The following is a 21,180-nucleotide window of genomic DNA, read 5'->3' as shown; positions in this document are numbered from 1 at the left end:
TTATTGATTTGATAATTTTATAACGTCTTCTTTATTTGGGTCAGGTGCTTCCACCTTTAAAATTTCTTTTACTTCTAGATTATATTTCCAGAGGGAATTTTCATTTCCGTTTTCTACCCTTTTTACCCGTATGGTAACAGGCACAGACGTGTATTGGTCTGTTTTAAAGGGTTCTACTTTTTCGTTTAGCTGATGTAAATTTTCATCTATAATTACACCATAGATTTCGTTAGATGTTTGCAAAACTGCAGCTTTTTTATCTGCGTCATATACAAAGTCACCCATCATGGTAATAAACCCATCATTGGCATCATACGACTTTGCACGATTTTCCTCTAAGTTAACTTCTGACTTTGTTTCATTTTTACAACTATAAAAACTAATAACAGCCAATAAAATAATTACAAGTTTTTTCATCATTTGAAAATTTATCCTACAGATCCTTCTAAACTGATTTCCAATAATTTTTGGGCCTCAACGGCAAATTCCATTGGTAATTTATTGAGTACCTCTTTACTAAAACCGTTTACGATTAGCGCAATGGCTTTTTCAGTATCAATACCACGTTGATTACAATAGAAAATTTGATCCTCACCAATCTTGCTTGTAGTGGCTTCGTGCTCTATCATTGCAGATTTATTTTTAGCTTCTATGTATGGAAACGTGTGTGCGCCACATTCATTACCCATGAGTAAACTATCACATTGTGAAAAATTTCGAGCATTGTCTGCACGAGAGCTAATCTGTACCAAACCTCTATATGAGTTTTGGGATTTGCCAGCAGATATACCTTTGGAAATTATGGTTGACTTGGTGTTTTTTCCTAAGTGAATCATTTTTGTACCCGTATCTGCCTGTTGGTAATTATTGGTAACAGCGATAGAATAAAATTCACCTACTGAATTATCACCTTTTAACACACAAGAAGGGTATTTCCAGGTTACTGCAGAACCCGTTTCTACTTGTGTCCAAGAAATTTTTGCATTGGTCTCGCAAAGCCCTCTTTTAGTTACAAAGTTGTAAACACCACCTTTACCTTCGGCATTTCCTGGGTACCAGTTTTGTACCGTAGAGTATTTGATCTCAGCATCATCAAGTGCAATGAGCTCTACTACGGCTGCATGCAATTGGTTTTCGTCTCTACTTGGTGCTGTACAGCCTTCAAGATAACTTACGTAACTGCCTTCATCTGCAATTACTAGAGTTCTTTCAAACTGTCCTGTACCTGCTTGGTTGATTCTAAAATAAGTTGACAATTCCATTGGGCAACGTACACCTTTTGGAATATAGCAGAAAGAACCATCACTAAATACTGCCGAATTTAAAGCCGCATAAAAGTTGTCTTTTTGTGGTACAACAGTTCCGATATATTTCTTCACTAACTCAGGATACTCCTTAATCGCTTCAGAAATACTCATAAAGATGATACCTTTTTCAGCTAATGTCTTTTTAAAGGTAGTTGCTACTGAAACAGAATCTACAACCACGTCCATAGCTACACCAGCCAACTTCTTTTGTTCGTCTAAGGAAATACCAAGCTTTTCAAAAGTGGCTAAAAGTTCTGGATCTACCTCATCGATACTATCATATTTTGGTTTGCTGTTTGGTGCCGAATAATAAGAAATGGCCTGAAAATCTGGCTTCTTATATTTTACATTCGCCCAATCTGGCTCAGCCATCTCTTTCCAAGCTTTAAAAGCCTCAAGCCTCCATTCCGTCATCCACTCTGGCTCTTCTTTTTTCTTTGAAATTGCTCTAACGATATCTTCATTTAGACCAACAGGAAATGTTTCAGACTCTATGTCTGTGTAAAAACCATATTCATATTCTTTGGTTTTTAATTCTTCCCTTAAATCGTCTTCAGTATATTTTGACATTTTATAATTCTGTGTTTAATTTTTTAAGTCTTCCCTTTGAGAAGATTTAGATGGCTTATAGTGAAAAACTCTCTCCACAACCACAAGTACGGTTTGCGTTTGGGTTATTGAACACAAACCCAGTTCCATTTAATCCGCCTGAATATTCTAGGGTTGTACCGATAAGATATAGGAAACTCTTTTTGTCCACGATGATTTTTACACCATTGTCTTCAAAAATTTTGTCCTCTTCTGCATGGGAGTTATCAAATTTTAAATCATACGACAGGCCAGAGCAGCCACCACTTTTAACACCAACTCTTACATAATCAGTAGTTGGGCTAAAGCCGTCTTCAGTCATAAGTTCTACGACTTTCTTCTTAGCTGATTCAGAAACTTTTATCATATTCTAATATAGATTAAATCTAAATTGAGGGCAAAGATACGATATAAGTCTCTTTTAACCATAGAACCTAACATTATATTAGGATATGGTTTTATAGTATATTTTTATAGGTGAATTAACCGAAAGACGGTTTATAAGCACGAAGTTTTAAATGGTATAATTTTCTTAACGTAGTTTGAAGATGTGTATTGGTCAGAGTTTCCTCCCTGAAATTGCCTTCAATATCTGTTGTTGCTATGTGGTTACAATGACAACATGTAAGTTCTGCCGTGTGATCAGAATTAGTTTTTGATTTCACATAATTATGACCAAACACAGCACAGGGCAATGCTTTGTTTGAAGTAGGTTTCATATATCAGTACATTAGGGAAATCCAATATAAACAAAACACTAATATTTGACGTTTATATGGAATATTTTTAGATAATGTGAATAATAATGAAAGAAAAAACCTTCATTTTGTGCTTTTCGTCGAGGTTTTTAATTGATATATTAATTCTGAAACTCTGGATTATTAATAAATGATGGATCAGAAAGCGATAGCAAAAAGGCTTTTAGATCTGCTTTTTCCTGAGTAGTGAGTTGCACACCTCCTTGGTCTAGTTGTTTCATTAAAGGATCAATTGTTGGTGAGTCTTGTAAACCTTCACTATAATGATTTATGACTTCGTCTAATGTGGCAAATCTACCATCATGCATATAAGGTGCTGTAAATGCTAAATTGCGCAAAGATGGTGTACGGAATTTGCCATTATCGTTAGGATCTCCGGATACAGCACCGAGACCTAAATCATCAAAAGTTGTATCGAGCCCATTATTGTGAAAGTCGTTATCTGTCCAAAGCGGATTGTTAGGATTACCATGACAATGAAAACAGTCCCCTTTATCTTCTCTTAGAAAAACATCTAAACCATTTAGTTCTTGTGCTGTTAATGAAGTTTGCCCTAAAGAATATCTATCAAATTTTGAATTGGCTGAAATTAAAGTCCGTTCAAATTGCGCTATGGCTTTAGTGGTAAGTTCTTTGGTAATGGTTGAGGTATTAAAAGCATGTTGAAATAACTCAGGATATTCAGGGTGATTCTGCAAGCGATCCACAACATCATCCCAATTACTGTGTAGCTCAATTGGGTTTTGTACTGGTTCTTCTGCTTGCCGTTCTAAACTCAATTCTTTCCCGTCCCAAGTAAAGCGTTCGCCATAATTCCAGGCCAAATTGAATAGTGGCATGGAATTTCGAGTACCAAAAACACCATCGATACCAGCACTTGTTGGTGTGTTGTCCGTAAAGGCACTTTGCGGACCATGGCAAGAAGCACAAGATTGTGTGCCATCAGCGGATAGAATTCTGTCAAAAAAAAGCTGTTTTCCTAGAGCAACTCCTTCCATGGTTTGTGGATTATCAGTAGGAATTACTGGAGCTATAATGTTGTCTGAGAAAATCTGTGGAATGTCTAAAGGTTGTGGAGTAGGCTCATAACCTGTGTCTTCGTCTGAGCAATTCAAACAAAGTAAAGTTATAAAAACCAAAAACACCCCTTTTTTCATTTATCATAGTTTTTATTGAAAAACCTCGCCTAAGCTAAACGCATCTTGGCCGTTTTCATACATCATTATTTGGGCAGTGGAATTTGGCATTAGCATTTGGTTATATACATTTAAATCCCATAGGTTTGGACTTTTAAACCATTCTGCAATGTTCATTTGCACTTCAATTTCCACATCATTGGTAACATTAATGGCACCAAGGTTAACAGTAAAAAAAGTGTCCTGTGGAAAAGTCGGATTTGCGCCAGGATTATCCACTGCTCTTATAGCATGATAGTTAAACCCTTGCTCTTGCATATTTGAATTGATAAACTTCCCATCGAACTGCATATAGTGGTAGCCGCCTCCCAGGTTGTCAGGGACATTGAAGGATGCCGAGTTTAGGTCTAAATGATTCTCAGAGTTATCTTCATTATCTAACCCAAATGTAAATGACACATTAGTATAGCTGCCAGGTGGAATTTGAGTCTCTGGAGTATACTCCATATTAACTTCATTTGTGAGGTCAACCAAGTTATACACGTCTAATTCTATTTGTTCGCCATTAGCTTTTGTGAACACAATGTCAGATATTAAATAGCGAAACCTTTCAAAACCTATAATATCACCATTGGCGTTTATGTACTGAATAGGGCCAAAATTATAATCGCGTATTAGAGCTCCATCCCAATTGTGAGTAAATTTAAATGTGGTCGAAACCGTAGGTGTTTCTCCATCGTCATTACTGCTACAAGATGTTAAGAGCATTATTGAACATAATAGCACAAATAGTCTATTCATTTTAATCAATTTTTACAATAAGTACATCTGCGAAACCTTTATTTTCTAAAATATCGCCATCACTGCTCGCAGTATCTCCAACAGCAATAATTGAGCCGTTACTTAATTCTGCAATTCCATAAGAAAAGTCAATATTAGAACCACCTACTGTAGTCTGCCATTCTAAATTTCCGTTGTCATCTACTTTTAGAATCCATGCGTCATTTTGACCCTTATTTTCATTAACGTCAAAATCGTTACTACGAGAACTTCCTGAGATTAAGAAACCGTCATTTTGAGATTTTACAATAGCTCTAGCCACGTCAAAACTTGAACCTCCTATGGTATTTTCCCAGATTAAATTACCATCTGGTGAAATTTTAATAAGCCATAAATCAGCTGCTCCTTTACTTATTGAAACGTCATTGTCACTACTTCTAGTATCACCTGCAATTAGATAATTGCCATCATCAGTTTTGGTGATAGCCCTCGCTTCATCAATTTGGTTGCCTCCAAAAGATCTTTCCCAAATTAAATTGCCTGATGCGGAAATTCTTATTACCCAAAAATCATAAGTACCCTTGTTGTTTGAGATATCTGTATCATTACTGTCTGAGCTTCCTGCAATAATGAACCCATTATCATTAGTTTGAACTACTCCTTGAGGTGTGTCCGTAAAATTCCCGCCAAAAAATCGACTCCATTCAATATCTCCTGAACTATTGAGCTTTAATGCCCAATAATCACCACCAGCATGTCTATTGGAATTTCTAGAAGTATTCCCTTGACCTCCTGAAGCAGTGACGTCAAGAACTCCTGTAATTAAATAACCTTGATCATTAGTTTGAATTACTGAAACACCAGAATCGGCACCTTGATAACCAAATGACTTTTGCCAACTTACAGCTCCATTAGCATCTAATTTTGCTAACCAAAAATCTTGAAGCCCAGCATTTTCAGTAACATCACCATTATTGCTGAAACTGTAGCCTAAAATAGCATAACCACCATCTTGGGTCTGGATGATAGCATTGCCTCTATCATCAGCACTCCCGCCATATGTTTTTTGCCATTGGAGTTGATCTTGGGCATCAAACTTTAAGACCCAATAATCAAAACTTTCATCTTGTTTATCGTTAATGTCTCCGTCGTTACTTTGAGTATAACCCAAAATTGCATAACCACCATCATTGGTCGCAACAACAGATTGTCCACTATCATTTTTCGTACCTCCGTAGGTTTTAACAAAAGTAATTTGCCCTTCTGTAGATGTGTTTGAAGAATCATCTTTGCTGCAACCCAATACCAAAAACAAAGAAAAAAACCTGAGTATGTGTATTGACTTTTTTAGCTTCATTCTATTGGCTACTTGGTCTAACGATGTATAAACCACCATCAATATCGCTTACTACAATATTACCACTTTCAAAGAAAGGATAGATATTCCAGGCACCATTAAAAGCTGTGTTATCATCAGGAATGTAAGTGTCAATAAAAGCTGTTTCAGTCATGATACCTGAGGCTAAATTTGAGATGTCAATAGCTCTTACACCAGCAGTATAATTTGCAACATAAAATGTATTGCCTACTACATAACCGTTATGGTCAATAGCAGCAGTTGGGCCTAAATATTCCATGTGAAAAATTGGATTGTCAAGGTCATTAAAATCAAAAACAACCGTTCTTGAATTGATGCCAAAGTTAATCTCATCAACTTCATCACCTAATAAAAAGTATTCCATATTATCAGTAAACCAACCTTGGTGTGTATAGCCTATATTATCATAACCTATCGTTGAGACTTGGGTGGGATTGCTTTTATCCGTAACATCTACAATAACAACCTCATTTTCATTACTTCCAATCAATATTTCTCTTCCTGTATAATCTGAATCAGGGCCGTTATAAGTCACCACTTGGGCATCGTGAGAATATGAATCATCGGCATAACCTCCGGCTGCAGTTGGCGAAGTAGGATTTTGAATATTTACAAAATGAGGTCCTCCACCAAATGTATCAGAACCAACAGCATAAGCAAAGCCACTATCTTCATTAATTACAATATTATGTGCGCTTCCAAACCCTGTATAAGTAGCATCTGCGGTAAAGGTTTCTGGCGGATTGGCTACATTTCTTAGTCGTGTTAAATCAAAAACCTGCATACCGTGTCCTCCTGCTTCACTTACTATAAAAGCATGGTTGTTGTACGTTTTAATATCTCTCCAAGGACTGTTAGAGGTAGCAGTTGGCAATACTCCTAAAAGTATCGGATTAGAGGGATCGGTTATATCAACAAACGCAGCATTTGTAGAAGTGCCTATCAATGCATATTCATTTCCTGTTTCTGGATCTGTCCATCCCCAAGAATCATTGCCCTCTGCACCAGCGCCTCCTAGCACATCAATAGGAATTTGACTCATTAAATCAAATCCATCGCATGGATGACCATTTGCAAACCCATTAATACAGGGAAACTGTGGAACAATTGTACTGTCATCACAAGCATCACCTATACCATCATTATCAGCATCTTCTTGGTTTGGATTTGGAAATAAAGGACAATTATCATCAGCATCTAAAATTCCGTCATCATCGTCATCGTCATCACAAACGTTACCCATACCATCATTATCTGTGTCCAATTGATCAGCGTTAGCAACAGACATACAATTATCTAAAGTATTGGCAATACCATCACTATCTATATCGGTATTGGTACTACTAGGCTCATCACTAGAGCAACCGTAAAATATCATTATTAAACTACAGAAAATAGTAAGGCAAAGCGATTTACAAAGGGCAGTAAATTTCATATTCTTTTTTTTAGCAATTTACAGTAATTTTTGCACTTCAATAAAAATGCTTTACAATTAACGCCAATATGCACGCAATTATTTAAAAAAGCATAATATTTTTGCACTATGATAGAAGACAAAAACCCAAAGCGAACTCCACTGAGTGAGTTAGGTGAGTTTAAACTCATTGAGCATTTGACAGAACATTTTAAGATTGAACAAAAATCAACCATAAAAGGGATTGGTGATGATGCAGCTGTTTTAAGCTATGGAAAAAAACAAATCGTGGTTACAACAGATTTGTTAGTAGAAGGAGTACATTTTGATTTGAGTTATGTGCCACTAAAGCATTTAGGGTACAAGGCTGTAATGGTAAACCTTTCAGATGTTTATGCTATGAATGCCAAGGCTACACAAATTACTGTCTCTATAGCAGTATCTAACCGCTTTCCTTTAGAAGCATTAGAAGAATTGTATGCTGGTATTTCAACGGCAGCGAAACTATACAATGTTGATGTTGTTGGTGGCGATACTACGTCATCAACCTCTGGACTAATTATATCTATTACTGCAATTGGTGAAGTAGAAAAGGGAAATGAAGTATTGAGGTCTGGAGCCAAACCAAACGATTTATTGGTAGTAACTGGTGATATTGGTGGAGCATATATGGGCTTACAGGTTTTAGAACGCGAAAAAGAGGTGTTTAAAGTCAATCCTAATTCGCAACCCGATCTATCCATGTACACATATATAGTAGAGCGTCAATTAAAACCTGAAGCACGCAAAGATATTGTTGAGCTTTTGAAGCAGCTTGATGTAAAACCAACGAGTATGATAGACATCAGCGACGGCTTATCGTCTGAAGTAATTCATCTTTGCAAACAAAGTAAGGTTGGAGTTGATGTGTATGAAAATAAAATTCCACTAGATCCTCAGGTAATTTCAACCTGTGAGGAATTCAATATAGATAGCACAACGGTAGCCTTAAATGGTGGGGAAGATTACGAATTGTTGATGACGATTTCCCAAGAGGATTTTCCAAAAATTAAAGGTAATCCTAATTTAACCGTAATTGGTTATATGACCGAGGAAGAAAGAGGTATGCACTTGGTGACAAGAGCAGAAGAAAAAATCCCGATTATTGCAAAAGGGTGGAACGCACTTAATGATTAATTAGACATTAAAAGTCTTTGACTTCTTTCTAATCGTTTGGTGTGAATTCGATTTAATACCGAGTTAATTTCTTTGAACTTTGGCGTCAACGGAATAAATTTTCCGCTACCATTAATAGTCATTTCGGATTTGCAGTGTTTGCATTTGTACTCTTTAACATGATAGGTTACAACTTTTGAAACTTTGTAATCATGTCCAAATAATGAGCAGTAAACATTTTTCATTTTAGCTTAGTAGTCTTATAGAGATTAAGATCGGTTAGGACTTCAATATAAGAAAACTACTTATTCACAGGTTATTAACAATCAACAAATCGATGAACTGATTGTTTTTTGCTTTAAACGCATCATCCTATTGTTATATATACGTTCTAAGGCTGAGTTAATCTCTTGAAATTTTGGAGTTAATTCTGTGAGTTTACCATTACTATTTGTGGTCAATTGTTTTTTGCAACACTTACAAGTGTATTCTTTAACGTGGTTGGTAACTTTTTTCGTCATTTGATAATTATGGCCAAAAAAGTCGCAGTAAAGTTTAGTAGGCATAATAGTAGATTTATTAATTGAGCTTTTTCTTTAGGTGCATAAACTTAAAAAAAAAAGACGCAAAAAACGTTAAAAGGATTTATTTTTCGATGAAATGTTTAATAATGTAAGTTAATTCTGATTTATTTTCAATGTGGCTCATATGGCCTTCGGAAAGTTCTTCTTGTACGATTGAAGTATTACTAATTTTTTCGGCTATCGTTTCAGGATCGATTAAGGTGTCTTTCTTTCCCGTGATAATAAGCTTTTCACCTTTTATGGCTTTAAAAGCTTCAAAACGATTCAGTCGCCGTTTCATCCCTTCTTGTGCTGCAATGTAGCCTTGTACTGGTGTTTGAAGGGCTGATTGCAGAGCGATATCATATGCTTGCTTAAATCTTAACTTACTTTCGGGAGCAAAGAGATTGGCAAAAGACATGCGCACCAAATTGTTATAATTGGTAGTTGCCATTTTTATGGCTCTTGTTCTTAAAAGTCGGCGCTCTTTATCGTCAGCTTCAAAGGTGGAATTCATTAAACACAACCCATTAAACAGTTGAGGTTCTTTTTCAGCCAAAGCTAAAGCCACATAACCTCCCATGGAGTGACCAACAAATTTTGCTTTTCCTATTTTAAGTTGAAACAAAACAGCGTGGACAGCGTCTGCCATATCTTCCATAGTATGCACGTAGCCTAAACATTCCGTTTTTCCGTGACCTAATAAATCGATGCTAATAATCTTGTGATTCTTGCACAGAACAGGAATTAAATCATTCCACATTTTTAAATTTTCAAGAAAGCCATGCAGTAGAACTACGGCTTCACCTTCACCTTCAACCGAATAATTTATTGAAATGTTTTTGTGTTTCAAGATCATAGCTGCAAAGATAATTTTTGAAATTGGTTCGCAACAGAATCGCTTTCATATTTGTTATATTTACCACGTATTCTAATAATACGAAGAGCGTATATATTTTTCAATTAATTCAAATCAAATTTGTCATTCAGAGCAAAGCGAAGAATCTTTTGGTTATGTGTTGTGAGATTTCTCACAAACGTTCGAAATGACATAAACCGATACTATTTATGAATTTAAAACAAATTCTTTCATTTATAATTATCATTTCAGCATTCAGCATTAATGCTCAAATTCAAGATCAACAACTCGATAAACTCATCCAGGAAACCTTAACGACGTTTGAAGTGCCAGGTATTTCAGTCGGTATATTAAAAGATGGTGACGTGGTATATTCAAAAGGTCATGGAGTCCGTTCGTTAACCACTAAAAAAGATATGACCGACGAAACCTTGGTTGGAGTCGCATCTAACAGTAAAGGTTTTACCTGCTTTGCTTTGGCCATGATGATTGACGAAGGCAAACTCAACTGGGACGACCCAGTGAGGAAACATATTCCCGAATTTCAATTATACGATCCTTGGGTAACAGCACATTTCACAGTCAGAGATTTGGTAACGCACCGAAGCGGCATGGGATTGGGAGCAGGAGATTTAATGTTTTTCCCAGAAGGGAACGATTTTGATGTTGATGATGTCATTAAAGGAGTCAAATACTTAGAACCTGAAAGTTCTTTCCGAAGTCAATTTGCCTATAACAACAATATGTTCATTATCGCAGGTGAGGTTTTAAAACGTGTTAGCGGATTATCATGGGAAGAATTCATCGAAACCAAAATCATGAAACCTGTTGGGATGAATGCTTCCAAAGCATCCTACAACAGAGTCACCGATAAATCGAATATTATTGATGCACATACACGAGCAGAAGGAGAAGTGATTCAAATTCCGCACGACTGGAGTCCAACGGCAAATGCAGCAGGAGGTATTGTGAGTAATGTTCCAGATATGTTAACTTGGGCAAAATTTTTAATGAATGGTGCGGTAACGGAAAGCGGAGAACGCCTATTGAGCGAAGATCAATTCCACGAGCTCTGGCAATTGCAAACACCGTTACGAGTTCGTGCAAATGATCCTTACGATTCCAACTTTAAAGGTTATGGGTTAGGTTGGTTTTTAACCGATGTAAAAGGTGGACATAAACAAGTGTATCATACAGGAGGACTCATAGGGACTGTAACACAGTTTACCATGATTCCCGATTTGGATTTGGCCATTGTGGTGTTAACCAATCAAATGAACGGTAACGCTTTCAATACGATTACCAATACCATTAAAGATTCGTATTTAGGCTATGAGGACCGAAATTGGATACAATCTTATGGTGAAAGAAATTCAGGTTATTTAAAATATAACGACAGCATAAAAGCTGAGGTTTTTGCACAAGTTGAAAAAATAAAAGACAGTCCAAAATTGCCAAAACCAGAACAAATTGTTGGGACGTATTCCGATGATTGGTTTGGAGATATCATCATTTCGCATGATGAAAATGGTTATGAAATTAAATCCGTACGTTCTTCAAGATTATTTGGTGAATTGTTGCCTTACAACGCCACAATCTATGTGGCTAAGTGGAACGATAGAAGTTACGATGCCGATGTGTTTGTAATGTTTACATTTAATGAAAAAGGGGAAGCCGTTTCAGCAACTATGAAATATATTGCACCCATTACCGATTTCAGTTTCGATTTTCACGATTTAGAACTTGTTAAAACCAACTAAGTGAACATTCAACGGAAAGAACTTTTAGTTACCAGCTTTGCCCTATTCTCTTTATTCTTTGGAGCGGGAAATTTGCTATTACCTCCATTATTGGGTTATAATGCTGGAGACGATTGGTTTTGGGTAGCCATCGGATTTATGATTACAGCCGTGGTGATTCCGATTATTGGTATTCTCGCTCACGCAAGATTACAAGGCACCTTGTACGACTTCGGAAAAAAAGTATCGCCAACGTTTAGTTTAATTTATTGTGTTTTAATCTATATCATTTCGGTTGCTATTCCATCGCCAAGAACAGCAGCTGCCACGCACGAAATAGCTATTCATCCAGCATTTGGTACAAGTCCATTATTAACCAGTGCCATTTATTTTGCGCTTGTTTTAGTCTTTGTATTGAACCGTTCAAAAATCTTGAATCTTATCGGAAAGTTTTTGACACCATTTATTGTATTAATGCTTTTGGCCGTGATCGGAATAGGTTTGTTTTCTTCAGAATTTACAACTGGCATTTCACAATTTGAAGCACCATTGGTTTCAGGAATTTTAGAAGGCTACCAAACATTTGATGCCATTGGAGCTGTTGTGGTTGGTGCTGTGATTATCGTGTCACTCAACTTCAAAAATATGGAAGTGGAGCAATACAGCTCTAAGCGTACCTTAATTCGAAAATCGGGTTTTATTGCTGGTTTTGGACTCTTTATCATCTATGCAGGTTTAATTGCCGTTGGTGCGTATTACAGTTCGGAAATTAGCATTAATGCCGAATTGAGCAACGACATGCAACGCGCCAATTTACTACGCGATATCAGCATAAAATCCTTGGGAGAATTTGGAAACACCGTTTTGAGCATCCTCATCTCATTGGCTTGTTTTACAACAGCTGTTGGTATTATTGCGGGTGCTTCAGATTATTTTAAAGGTTTGTTTAACAATTCGCAAACGGTATTTGTGGTGACGGCAATTTTCGGTTGTATTCTCGGAGTTGTCGTTGGACAGCTAAATTTTAATTCTATTATAATGGTGGCAATACCAGTGTTGCTATTTATCTATCCCATCACTATTGTATTGATTTTATTGAATGTGTTACCAGAAAAATTTTCAACCTCATTAATATTTAGAGCTGTAGTTTTAGTAACCTTTGTGTTCAGTATTCCAGATGTGATTGGTTTTTTAAATCCGTCTGAAGGTCTAGCAGAACTTACAAGTTATATTCCTTTTGCCAAACATAGCTTAGGATGGGTAGTGCCAGCGTTTTTGACATTTTTTATTACATTTCTTGTGAAACCTAAAAAAAAGTCTGTGGAATGAAGTACATGGGAAGCAAGGCACGCTTTGCCAAAGACTTATTGCCTATTATTCTGAAAGATAGAAAACCTAACCAACCCTATCTCGAACCCTTCGCAGGTGGCATGAATATGATAGACAAGGTAGATGGTATTCGGATTGCCAACGACCAACATCAAGAACTCATGGCCATGTGGCAAGCTTTGATTTATGACCATTGGGATCCGCCAAAATCCGTCAGTGAAGAAAAATACAAACACATTAAATACAATCAAGACCAATACCCAAAGCATTTAGTCGGTTATGTAGGATTTAATTCGTTTGGTGGCAAATGGTTTGCAGGTTACCGTCGCGATAAACAAGGTAAGCGCGATTATTGGTCTGAGCATTACCGAAACATCACCAAACAAGTCACGAATCTAGAAGGTGTTATGTTGTCCTGTAAATCGTATTTAGACTTGGATATTCCAGAACATAGCATTATCTATTGCGACCCACCTTATGCGGCTACAACCAAATACAGAGACAGGTTTGATCACGACCAATTTTGGGAATGGTGCCGCCAACAAAGCAAAGCAGGTCACCAAGTCTTTATAAGTGAGTATAATGCACCTGAAGATTTTGAATGTATTTGGGAAAAAGGATCAAAAACCACCTTTTCCTGGCATGCTGAAAATCTATCGACTAAAGAAAGCGTGGAGCGACTGTTTGTTTATAACCACTAAACCTACACTTACGCTACTTGATTTGTTATATAATTAACATTCTGTAAAAAATTGAACTAATTTTTGCATTTATATGCAAATCAAGACTTAGGTATATACATTTGCGCCCTAAAATTAAAGTACATGTTAGTATATAAGTTTGGAGCCACATCGGTTGGGTCGGTTGTCAATATGAATCACGTTAAGGATATCATAAGCAGTGATGAGCAGAAAATTGTAGTGCTATCCGCAATGTCTGGCACAACGAATGCCTTGGTTGACATTTCACAGTTAATAGAAGCAGGTGATCTTAAAACCGCTAAAGCCAATATTAATGCCCTAAACGAAACCTATAACAGTGTCATTTACGATTTACTACAAAACCAAACAATTCGTAAAGAGGTAAGCGACTATGTGAATACACGATTTCAATTTTTATTGCAATCCGTGAACCAACCTTATTCCCAATTGCTACACAATAATATTGTAGCCAATGGTGAATTGTTATCCACGTTTATGTTCAGTCGTTTGTTACAACAGGAAGGCTTTAAGGCCCAATTGTTACCTGCCTTGGATTTTATGCGGATTGATGCCACCAATGAACCTGATAATTTTTACATAAAGCAGAACTTAAATCGTTTAATTGAAGCTTCTGAAGACGCTGACATCTATATCACCCAAGGTTTTATCTGCCTTGATGCCGAAGGGCAAATCACCAACTTGCAACGTGGCGGAAGCGATTACACAGCTACCATCATTGGAGCTGCCATCGAAGCCGATGAGGTTCAAATCTGGACAGACATCGACGGATTTCACAATAACGATCCACGCTACGTGAATGACACTAAAGCGCTTTCGCATTTATCTTATGACGAAGCTGCGGAGCTCGCTTATTTTGGTGCCAAGATATTGCATCCACAGACCGTAATGCCAGTGCGAAGTGTAGATATCCCATTACGATTAAAAAACACCATGGCTCCAAATGCTCACGGCACGTTAATCACTAACCAAGTACATGGCGAAGGTATTAAGGCCATTGCCGCAAAAGACGGTATTACAGCCATAAAAATAAAGTCGGTACGTATGTTGCTGGCGCACGGTTTTTTAAAGAAAGTCTTTGAGGTGTTTGAAAAATACGAAACGTCCATAGACATGATTACCACGTCGGAAATCGCAGTCTCACTTACCATAGATGACACCACACATTTAGAGTCCATTACTGAAGAACTCGAAAAATTCGCCACAGTAGAAATTGACGATTATATGAGCATCGTTTGCCTGGTTGGTCACCACATTATTTACCACCCTGATACGCCAGAACTCTTCCAAGTGCTACAAGATGTTAATGTACGTATGATTGCCTATGGTGGTAGCAACAATAACATTTCACTGTTGGTCAATACCAGTGATAAACTGGAAACCTTGCAGAAGTTACAGCGTTATGTTTTTGAGGGTGAGGTTGTAGGAGTTTAGAATAAGGTGTAAAAGTTGATGGTCTAATAAAATTCTTATAATATTGTGCTTTCCTAAATTTATAATGCTATGAAATACATGGGAAGCAAAGCTCGCTTCGCTAAATTCTTATTACCTATTATATTAAAAGATAGACGGCCAAATCAAGTCTATATTGAACCATTTGCTGGAGGTATGAACATGATTGACAAAGTAGATGGTGTCCGTATTGCTAATGACCAACATAAGGAACTCATGGCTATGTGGCAAGCATTGATTTATGACAATTGGGATCCTCCTAAATCTATAACATATGATGAATATCAACATATGCGCTATAACCGAGAAGAATATCCAGATTATTTATTGGGTTACGTAGGTTTTAATTCATTTGGCGCAAAGTGGTTTGCAGGTTATAGACGAGATAAAATTGGGAAACGCGATTATTGGGGCGAACATTATCGTAATATCATCAAGCAAGTACCCAACCTAGAAAGAGTGAAACTCTCTTGTAAATCTTACACAGATTTAGAGATTCCAAAAAACAGTATTATCTATTGTGATCCACCTTATGCAGCCACAACGAAGTATAGCTTAAAATTTGACCATAAGCAATTTTGGGACTGGTGTAGAGAACAAAGTAAAGCAGGTCACCTTGTGTTTGTGAGTGAGTTTCAAGCTCCTAGTGACTTTATTTGTGTTTGGGAAAAAGTAGCAAAAACAAATTTACGTTATGATAAGGCCACTACGGGCACAAAGAGAATAACAGAAAAACTATTCGTTTATTAGCACTTGTAACTATAAAACCGACTTAAAGGGTATGCAAACAGACTCCCATTCGCCGTCACCTTTATTCTGAGATATATGCTCTTCCAGATTTTTAAAAGGTATAATATAATGTTCGGTCTGAGAATGTAAAACCCAAAGATGCAAGATGTAATTTTCGCTACTAAGAGCAACTTTCCATTCATTTTTTGTCAAATAAAATTTGGCATAATTTAGTTTAGAGGTACTGCTTTTTACTTCAATAAGCAAAAAAGATTTATCCTCTTTGCTTACAGTCGAAAGTAAATCATATCCACTTAAATTGGATTCAATAGCTTGCCATGTAGGTCTAATACCGGTTCTTTTAGTTTCATACTCCAAACTTAGTCGTTCACCAATCCTACCGGTTTCTAATTTTTGCTTATTACTATAATTCCGATATGCCAGTGATAATCTATCCCATACATCTATTAATTCACTGGTTAAATCGCCCATAAAACCTGCTTCTTTAAAACATTGTTTAGGTTCATCTGGTAAAAACCTTATGGTTTCAGACCTTCCTTTGGTAAGAAATGAAGCCCAATTTGGGTTGTATATGAGAATCATATCTTCTAATTGTTTTACCAATGCAGATCGATAATTAAGTTTTGAAATAACTTCTCCTCTCTTAGATAATTTTATTTGGCCATCAATACCTAAGTGAATCCAACCACACTCAGTAACCAGTTTTAAAACATTTGTGGCAGTATCAAATTGATATTTTTTGAAGGATAATAAAAATTCACTTGTAGTTAAGGTATTTTTGCTCGCTAAGCAAAGAAAATCTTTAGCTGAATATATAGTACTTACTGAAAACATTATTCTCTTAAGTGGTTTAATAAATCTTCAGCATCTTTTTCAGAAAACCCAGTTTCATCTAAATCAACAATTTCTGCTTCGACATTGATAGATGGGTCATTTAGAACATTTGCCATTCTTTGTATCTTGTGGTTTAAACGACAATCTATCCGTTCATCGATTGAGTCAGGGCTAAATAGAATTTCTATAGTTGTTTCTGTATTAGGTGGTAGACCAAGTCTATGTATTCTATCCTGAGACTGAAGATATCTAGCGGCATTATAGTCACGATCTAAATAAATCGCATAATGGCAAACAGTGTGTAAGCTTATACCTTCTGAACAAGCAGCTGGATTCGCAACTAAAACATTGCATTTATCATTGTCATGGAATTCTTTGATTATCCACTCCCTAGTTTGTTCTTCCTCATCACTTCCTGCCTCGACACCTCCATGGATATATTTAGCGCCAAGATCAATTAATCTATTAGCAATCAACTCAACATTTTCTACAAAACCAGACCAAACTAAAACTTTCTTTCCTTCACGAACTAATTTTCTAGTTTTGAAAATTACATATTCAATTTTAGCGCTATCACCGAATTCAATAGTATCTCTAAGTTCATCGCTAAAACCGTTTATTTTTCCAATCAATAAAGATGGATTACTGGAAATTTGAAGCAATCTCATATAACTGCGCCCTAATCTTCTTAAGTAAAACTTATCATTTTTATTTAACCCTTCGGCTTTCCTTAATTCTTCACTTCTTATTAGGTCATACAACCTTCTTTGAGGTTCAGTAAATGGAATGTGTGTAATTAAAATCTTAGGCTTATTTAATCCAAGTTCAGGTTTAGTAGTTCTAACGTATACTGGCTGAATTAAACTTGTAACATTTTCAGCTGTTATACCTCCTTGTTCAGGAAATAAGAATTTAAATTGAGGAACTAAATCCATTTCTTTATTTGGCATAGGGGTTCCAGACATAATTAATTTCCCAACGGGTAAATGGGATATAGATTGAACCTTTTGGCCTGTTTGCGAATAATCACCACCCTTTATTCTATGACTTTCATCTAAAAAGACGAAACTTTCCTTTTCGTGTAAGAAGGCTGATATTAAATCAGTCACTAAAATGAATTGTTGATAGCTTATTAAATATACATCACTTTTATTTCTTAACAGTTTGGAAATATTGGTTTTGCCTCCGGTGAGTCTTGTTATTGAAACCTTTTCTTTAATACATTCAACAAATTGTTCTTCCCAAGCTGGGAAAGCGCTTTTCGGGCATAAAACAACTAATTTTTGATTAGGTTTTCTTTTTAACCAATAAAATGAAATTGCTTCGGTGGTTTTTCCAGCTCCAGGAACAGAAAATGTAGCACCGGAGTTCAATCTACTTAAAATCGAAATATTTCTTTCTTGATGTGCTTTTAAATTTCTTTTGAATCCTTTTCCAATAAGAATATTTTGTACTTTGTTTTCAGGGATACCTTCAAAATCATTAATATTAATGTAAGAAGATCTTTTTTCTAAAGATTCTTTAATTAAGCCTAATGTTTTGTCATTAATTTTTAACTCTATATTAAACTTTCGAATAAAATACTTGAGAGTTTTAAAGCTAGAAATAAAAGAATGCCAGGGTAAATCAATCGAATTCGTACTGGTCACAAAGTCATCTGATATTTCAGAATAGCTAAGTTTTATGTGGTCCCAATTAGGATCATTAATATTACTTATCCTACATCTATGCTTATCTGTTATATAGTTAATTTCAATCATTTGTCAACCAATCCCTTAACTTAGTTACAACATTCTCTATATTGTCTAGTTGTTTCTCAATTCCATCTTTACTCGTTTCTGAATTTACAATATTGTAGGCTCCATTTAATTCTTTATTGGCCTTCTGTATTTTGATCAAAACCTCTTGTTTTCTCTTTTTTTCTCGCTTTAGTAGTTTGTGTTCGTCAACTTTGTCTAACACAATCGAAAATATAGAGTTCTCATTCTCTTGATTTTCAATTACTTTTAATACACCGAAACTATTATCATTATCAATATTAATTTCTGAGAATAAGTCTGTGTTTGGGTTGTCGTATTCAATTGTTTCTATTTCATTTGAGAACTCAGTTTCTATTTCTTCTTGTATGTCTTCTATTACTTCCTGAATTACAGGAATATTTTTATACATTCTATCACTTATTTGATCTTGATTTTTCAATGCTATAAATGACAGCTTTTGGAAAATATCTTTTTGCACAGGATTATCTAAAAACTTTTTTCTAGATTTCAATAATTCATTAAATGCATATTCGTCATTTTCGATTATATCATAAGCTTTGGAATTACCTCTAAAGTCTAAGTACTCTTTTGCTAATGAAAGTTTATTTAGTAGTGCTTCAATACTCGACTTTTTGACATTGGTTTTATTAGCTAAATCTTTAACAGAATAACCATGCTTTTTAAGCCTTTTTTCAAAACCTAAGGCTTTATTAGTCCAGGTGAATTCATCTTGAATATCGGGTTGCTGTTCAAAATAGTCTTCAATATATTCAATTTTTTCTTCTGTTATTTTAGGTAAAATAACAACTCTAATTCTCTCGAAATGCTTGTATTTTGACATTCCATTTTCCGAGTTGTAATACAGTTCTCTAAATGTACACAAACGTCTATTTCCTGATATAACAAATCCTTCATGAGTCAGAATTAGAGGGTCTGTTTGAATGTTTTTTGCATCTTGAAAATATTCTTTCAAGCCTTTTCTCTTAATTAATTTTGTTAAAAAACCGTGTTGTATTTCCTGTAGTTTATCAGATAATAAATTTGTTTCAAAGTAATCTTCCTTTAAATCATTACTAGCAATATATTGTTCTTGAAGCGCAATAGTTCTTGTATTGTTTAGTCTATATCGCGGTAGGTCAAGAGGTACTTCATAAACCTCAGTCAATTCTGGGATTCCATTAACAGGTACATGAAACTTATCTTTGCTCTCGCGTTCTTTGTTAAGAATTAAGTCAGTGAAATGCTGTTGTATTTCAGGGAGTGTATATCCTAATTTCATTATTTTATTTTAAACCAATAACATTTATTGGAATTGTTATTACTTTTTTAAATACGTCTAATTCATGCGTAAATCTATTAAAGTTTACAATATTAGACCCAAGTTTATTTGCGGCTTCTTTAGAGGGTAAAATATAAAAGGCACCGTTTAGTTTACCTTTTTTGTATAAATATTCAAGTTTTAACAAGTCGGCGTAAAATCTACTCATATTTCCAGTTTGTAAGCAAAGACCAAATCCTTTATTCATGGATGTAATATTGATTCTAGTATTTGCATCCAACTCTACTTTTTCCGACCAACCAAGTTTCATTAAATTATCTTTTAATATTTCTCGAAGTTTTTTGGAACATCCTTTGTAAAACTCGAAATTTAAATTTTCAATCACTTCATATATTCCATCCTTCAAATTAGGAGGAATATTCTGTGCTTCACAATTATGACAGTACTCTTCTATTTTCATTTTTTTGTAATAATTTCATTGAATGATTCTGGTTGTTTTGAAAGTTTTGATTTCGTATGATCATAAATTGGCTTATTAATTGGTCTAACTTTTAAATTATCATTTTCTAAAGCATCAATTCTTTTCTGGCCCTCCTTAATATATTTTTTGAATTTTTCAATACCTAAGGCTTTTCTTTCATTTTTAAGAGCAGACAACATTGTTGATCCTACACCAGCGAAAGGATCTAATACCCAGTCCCCAGGACTAGTCAGGGCTAACACACATCTCTCTACCAGTTCAATTGGGTATTGACAAGGATGTTCCGTTTTTTCGACATGATTTGCTTTTACATTTGGAATATCCCAAATTTCTTTTTCCCAGTCATTTTGTACAATATCCCATATGTCACTAGGATTTTTACCTTTAGGGTTTCCTGAATATTTCCCTTTTTTGGGGCCTTTAAAATGCTTTTTTCCTGGGTACCTCGATGGTATTCTAACATTATCTAAATTAAAAGTATAATCGTCGCTTTTAGTGAACCAAAGAATAGTTTCATACCTTCCTGAAAAGCGACTCGAAGAATGTAATCCATGTCTAAAATGCCAAATTATTCTATTTCTTAACTTAAGCCCGAACTCTTTGAATATTTTGTAATAAAAAATATCAAGCGGAAAAACCTCTTTTTCATGAATATAGTTACCTACTTGCCAGCAAATGCTTCCATTTGGATGTAATTTATCTACTAATAACTTAATTATTTTTTTTTGTTGGTTTAAATACTCTTCTATACTACTTTTAGATTCGTATTCTTTGCCAATATTATAAGGTGGAGAAGTGATAATTAATTTGAATTTGTTATTGTCTAGCTTTTTTAACTCTTTGCCAGAATCTCCGTGTATGTATTTGTATTCTTCTAAAAGCATTCTTTATTTGAATTA

21 protein-coding genes are annotated in these 21,180 nt (G+C 35.4%); 6 read left to right on the top strand and 15 right to left on the bottom strand.

Annotated features, from left to right (window positions below; genetic code table 11):
• The 7 genes from F1003_RS08885 to F1003_RS08850 all read right to left on the bottom strand — a co-directional run bounded on the left by F1003_RS08885 (nucleotide 1) and on the right by F1003_RS08850 (nucleotide 7,382).
• Nucleotides 1-420 carry a hypothetical protein gene (locus F1003_RS08885; protein WP_235898306.1) on the bottom strand — a complete coding sequence of 140 codons (420 nt, stop codon included), beginning with the start codon at nucleotides 418-420 and terminating at the stop codon, nucleotides 1-3.
• A gap of 8 nt (nucleotides 421-428) precedes the next feature.
• On the bottom strand, nucleotides 429-1,877 hold the full coding sequence (gene sufB / locus F1003_RS08880; RefSeq protein WP_155089040.1) for a Fe-S cluster assembly protein SufB: 1,449 nt from the start codon (nucleotides 1,875-1,877) through the stop codon (nucleotides 429-431).
• 55 nt (nucleotides 1,878-1,932) lie between these two features.
• Nucleotides 1,933-2,262: a HesB/IscA family protein gene (locus F1003_RS08875; protein WP_155089039.1), complete on the bottom strand. Its 330-nt coding sequence runs from the start codon at nucleotides 2,260-2,262 to the stop codon at nucleotides 1,933-1,935.
• A gap of 492 nt (nucleotides 2,263-2,754) precedes the next feature.
• The gene (locus F1003_RS08865; RefSeq protein ID WP_155089035.1) at nucleotides 2,755-3,768 is read right to left on the bottom strand and encodes a cytochrome-c peroxidase; all 1,014 of its coding nucleotides are present in this window, start codon (nucleotides 3,766-3,768) and stop codon (nucleotides 2,755-2,757) included.
• Between the two features lie 54 nt (nucleotides 3,769-3,822).
• On the bottom strand, nucleotides 3,823-4,590 hold the full coding sequence (locus F1003_RS08860) for an MbnP family protein (RefSeq protein WP_155089033.1): 768 nt from the start codon (nucleotides 4,588-4,590) through the stop codon (nucleotides 3,823-3,825).
• 1 nt (nucleotide 4,591) lies between these two features.
• Nucleotides 4,592-5,926 carry a hypothetical protein gene (locus F1003_RS08855; RefSeq protein ID WP_155089031.1) on the bottom strand — a complete coding sequence of 445 codons (1,335 nt, stop codon included), beginning with the start codon at nucleotides 5,924-5,926 and terminating at the stop codon, nucleotides 4,592-4,594.
• A 1-nt stretch (nucleotide 5,927) separates the two neighbouring features.
• Nucleotides 5,928-7,382 carry a choice-of-anchor B family protein gene (locus F1003_RS08850; RefSeq protein WP_155089029.1) on the bottom strand — a complete coding sequence of 485 codons (1,455 nt, stop codon included), beginning with the start codon at nucleotides 7,380-7,382 and terminating at the stop codon, nucleotides 5,928-5,930.
• 108 nt (nucleotides 7,383-7,490) lie between these two features.
• Between F1003_RS08850 and thiL the strand changes: the two genes are divergently transcribed.
• Nucleotides 7,491-8,537 (top strand): thiamine-phosphate kinase, encoded by a 1,047-nt coding sequence (gene thiL / locus F1003_RS08845; RefSeq protein WP_155089027.1) that lies wholly within the window; start codon nucleotides 7,491-7,493, stop codon nucleotides 8,535-8,537.
• Here thiL and F1003_RS18460 read toward each other — a convergent pair.
• The 3 genes from F1003_RS18460 to F1003_RS08840 all read right to left on the bottom strand — a co-directional run bounded on the left by F1003_RS18460 (nucleotide 8,534) and on the right by F1003_RS08840 (nucleotide 9,938).
• On the bottom strand, nucleotides 8,534-8,761 hold the full coding sequence (locus F1003_RS18460) for a DUF1660 family phage protein (RefSeq protein ID WP_235898305.1): 228 nt from the start codon (nucleotides 8,759-8,761) through the stop codon (nucleotides 8,534-8,536). The two genes, thiL and F1003_RS18460, sit on opposite strands and share 4 nt — an antisense overlap.
• 81 nt (nucleotides 8,762-8,842) lie before the next feature.
• Nucleotides 8,843-9,082, bottom strand: a complete 240-nt coding sequence (locus F1003_RS18455) for a DUF1660 family phage protein (RefSeq protein ID WP_235898304.1) — start codon at nucleotides 9,080-9,082, stop codon at nucleotides 8,843-8,845.
• 79 nt (nucleotides 9,083-9,161) lie between these two features.
• Nucleotides 9,162-9,938, bottom strand: a complete 777-nt coding sequence (locus F1003_RS08840; protein ID WP_155089025.1) for an alpha/beta fold hydrolase — start codon at nucleotides 9,936-9,938, stop codon at nucleotides 9,162-9,164.
• A gap of 209 nt (nucleotides 9,939-10,147) precedes the next feature.
• On the opposite strand from F1003_RS08840, the gene F1003_RS08835 reads away from it, so the two are divergent.
• The 5 genes from F1003_RS08835 (at nucleotide 10,148) to F1003_RS08815 (ending at nucleotide 15,927) form a co-directional block, all read left to right on the top strand.
• Nucleotides 10,148-11,698: a serine hydrolase gene (locus F1003_RS08835; protein WP_155089023.1), complete on the top strand. Its 1,551-nt coding sequence runs from the start codon at nucleotides 10,148-10,150 to the stop codon at nucleotides 11,696-11,698.
• Nucleotides 11,699-13,006: a branched-chain amino acid transport system II carrier protein gene (brnQ, locus tag F1003_RS08830; protein WP_162306940.1), complete on the top strand. Its 1,308-nt coding sequence runs from the start codon at nucleotides 11,699-11,701 to the stop codon at nucleotides 13,004-13,006.
• A complete protein-coding gene (locus F1003_RS08825) occupies nucleotides 13,003-13,707 on the top strand; it encodes a DNA adenine methylase (protein WP_155089021.1) in 705 nt (234 codons plus the stop codon). The genes brnQ and F1003_RS08825 overlap by 4 nt, the downstream gene beginning before the upstream one ends.
• Nucleotides 13,708-13,830: 123 nt before the next feature.
• Complete coding sequence (locus F1003_RS08820; RefSeq protein WP_155089019.1) at nucleotides 13,831-15,159, top strand: aspartate kinase; 1,329 nt, start codon at nucleotides 13,831-13,833, stop codon at nucleotides 15,157-15,159.
• A gap of 78 nt (nucleotides 15,160-15,237) precedes the next feature.
• A complete protein-coding gene (locus tag F1003_RS08815) occupies nucleotides 15,238-15,927 on the top strand; it encodes a DNA adenine methylase (protein ID WP_162306939.1) in 690 nt (229 codons plus the stop codon).
• A gap of 9 nt (nucleotides 15,928-15,936) precedes the next feature.
• Here F1003_RS08815 and F1003_RS08810 read toward each other — a convergent pair whose 3' ends face one another.
• From F1003_RS08810 to F1003_RS08790, 5 genes are read right to left on the bottom strand one after another with little or no spacing between them, the layout of a single operon-like run.
• Entirely contained in the window at nucleotides 15,937-16,761 is an 825-nt protein-coding gene (locus F1003_RS08810; protein ID WP_155089016.1) for a protein NO VEIN domain-containing protein, read from the bottom strand.
• Nucleotides 16,761-18,521, bottom strand: coding sequence for a DEAD/DEAH box helicase (locus F1003_RS08805; RefSeq protein ID WP_155089014.1), 1,761 nt, complete (start codon nucleotides 18,519-18,521; stop codon nucleotides 16,761-16,763). Before F1003_RS08805 ends, F1003_RS08810 begins: the two co-directional genes overlap by 1 nt.
• Nucleotides 18,514-19,800 (bottom strand): hypothetical protein, encoded by a 1,287-nt coding sequence (locus F1003_RS08800; RefSeq protein WP_155089012.1) that lies wholly within the window; start codon nucleotides 19,798-19,800, stop codon nucleotides 18,514-18,516. The genes F1003_RS08805 and F1003_RS08800 overlap by 8 nt, the downstream gene beginning before the upstream one ends.
• Nucleotides 19,801-19,804: 4 nt before the next feature.
• Nucleotides 19,805-20,260 (bottom strand): BglII/BstYI family type II restriction endonuclease, encoded by a 456-nt coding sequence (locus F1003_RS08795; protein ID WP_155089010.1) that lies wholly within the window; start codon nucleotides 20,258-20,260, stop codon nucleotides 19,805-19,807.
• Nucleotides 20,257-21,165 (bottom strand): DNA-methyltransferase, encoded by a 909-nt coding sequence (locus tag F1003_RS08790; RefSeq protein WP_155089008.1) that lies wholly within the window; start codon nucleotides 21,163-21,165, stop codon nucleotides 20,257-20,259. The genes F1003_RS08795 and F1003_RS08790 overlap by 4 nt, the downstream gene beginning before the upstream one ends.
• Nucleotides 21,166-21,180 lie beyond the last annotated feature (15 nt).

The organism is Winogradskyella ouciana (assembly GCF_009709615.1).
Classification (GTDB): Bacteria; Bacteroidota; Bacteroidia; order Flavobacteriales; family Flavobacteriaceae; genus Winogradskyella; species Winogradskyella ouciana.
Note: the sequence above shows the minus strand (reverse complement) of the source record. Positions and strands in the feature narration are given on the sequence as shown.

What these genes read in the sequence shown, in the direction of transcription:
- F1003_RS08840 (WP_155089025.1), bottom strand. Translation starts at nt 9,938, where the DNA reads ATGATCTTGAAACACAAAAACATTTCAATAAATTATTCGGTTGAAGGT.
- F1003_RS08860 (WP_155089033.1), bottom strand. Translation starts at nt 4,590, where the DNA reads ATGAATAGACTATTTGTGCTATTATGTTCAATAATGCTCTTAACATCT.
- F1003_RS08835 (WP_155089023.1), top strand. Translation starts at nt 10,148, where the DNA reads ATGAATTTAAAACAAATTCTTTCATTTATAATTATCATTTCAGCATTC.
- F1003_RS08850 (WP_155089029.1), bottom strand. Translation starts at nt 7,382, where the DNA reads ATGAAATTTACTGCCCTTTGTAAATCGCTTTGCCTTACTATTTTCTGT.
- F1003_RS18455 (WP_235898304.1), bottom strand. Translation starts at nt 9,082, where the DNA reads ATGCCTACTAAACTTTACTGCGACTTTTTTGGCCATAATTATCAAATG.
- F1003_RS08790 (WP_155089008.1), bottom strand. Translation starts at nt 21,165, where the DNA reads ATGCTTTTAGAAGAATACAAATACATACACGGAGATTCTGGCAAAGAG.
- F1003_RS08795 (WP_155089010.1), bottom strand. Translation starts at nt 20,260, where the DNA reads ATGAAAATAGAAGAGTACTGTCATAATTGTGAAGCACAGAATATTCCT.
- F1003_RS08885 (WP_235898306.1), bottom strand. Translation starts at nt 420, where the DNA reads ATGATGAAAAAACTTGTAATTATTTTATTGGCTGTTATTAGTTTTTAT.
- F1003_RS08800 (WP_155089012.1), bottom strand. Translation starts at nt 19,800, where the DNA reads ATGAAATTAGGATATACACTCCCTGAAATACAACAGCATTTCACTGAC.
- F1003_RS08815 (WP_162306939.1), top strand. Translation starts at nt 15,238, where the DNA reads ATGGGAAGCAAAGCTCGCTTCGCTAAATTCTTATTACCTATTATATTA.
- F1003_RS08805 (WP_155089014.1), bottom strand. Translation starts at nt 18,521, where the DNA reads ATGATTGAAATTAACTATATAACAGATAAGCATAGATGTAGGATAAGT.
- sufB (WP_155089040.1), bottom strand. Translation starts at nt 1,877, where the DNA reads ATGTCAAAATATACTGAAGACGATTTAAGGGAAGAATTAAAAACCAAA.
- F1003_RS18460 (WP_235898305.1), bottom strand. Translation starts at nt 8,761, where the DNA reads ATGAAAAATGTTTACTGCTCATTATTTGGACATGATTACAAAGTTTCA.
- thiL (WP_155089027.1), top strand. Translation starts at nt 7,491, where the DNA reads ATGATAGAAGACAAAAACCCAAAGCGAACTCCACTGAGTGAGTTAGGT.
- F1003_RS08855 (WP_155089031.1), bottom strand. Translation starts at nt 5,926, where the DNA reads ATGAAGCTAAAAAAGTCAATACACATACTCAGGTTTTTTTCTTTGTTT.
- F1003_RS08825 (WP_155089021.1), top strand. Translation starts at nt 13,003, where the DNA reads ATGAAGTACATGGGAAGCAAGGCACGCTTTGCCAAAGACTTATTGCCT.
- F1003_RS08810 (WP_155089016.1), bottom strand. Translation starts at nt 16,761, where the DNA reads ATGTTTTCAGTAAGTACTATATATTCAGCTAAAGATTTTCTTTGCTTA.
- F1003_RS08875 (WP_155089039.1), bottom strand. Translation starts at nt 2,262, where the DNA reads ATGATAAAAGTTTCTGAATCAGCTAAGAAGAAAGTCGTAGAACTTATG.
- F1003_RS08820 (WP_155089019.1), top strand. Translation starts at nt 13,831, where the DNA reads ATGTTAGTATATAAGTTTGGAGCCACATCGGTTGGGTCGGTTGTCAAT.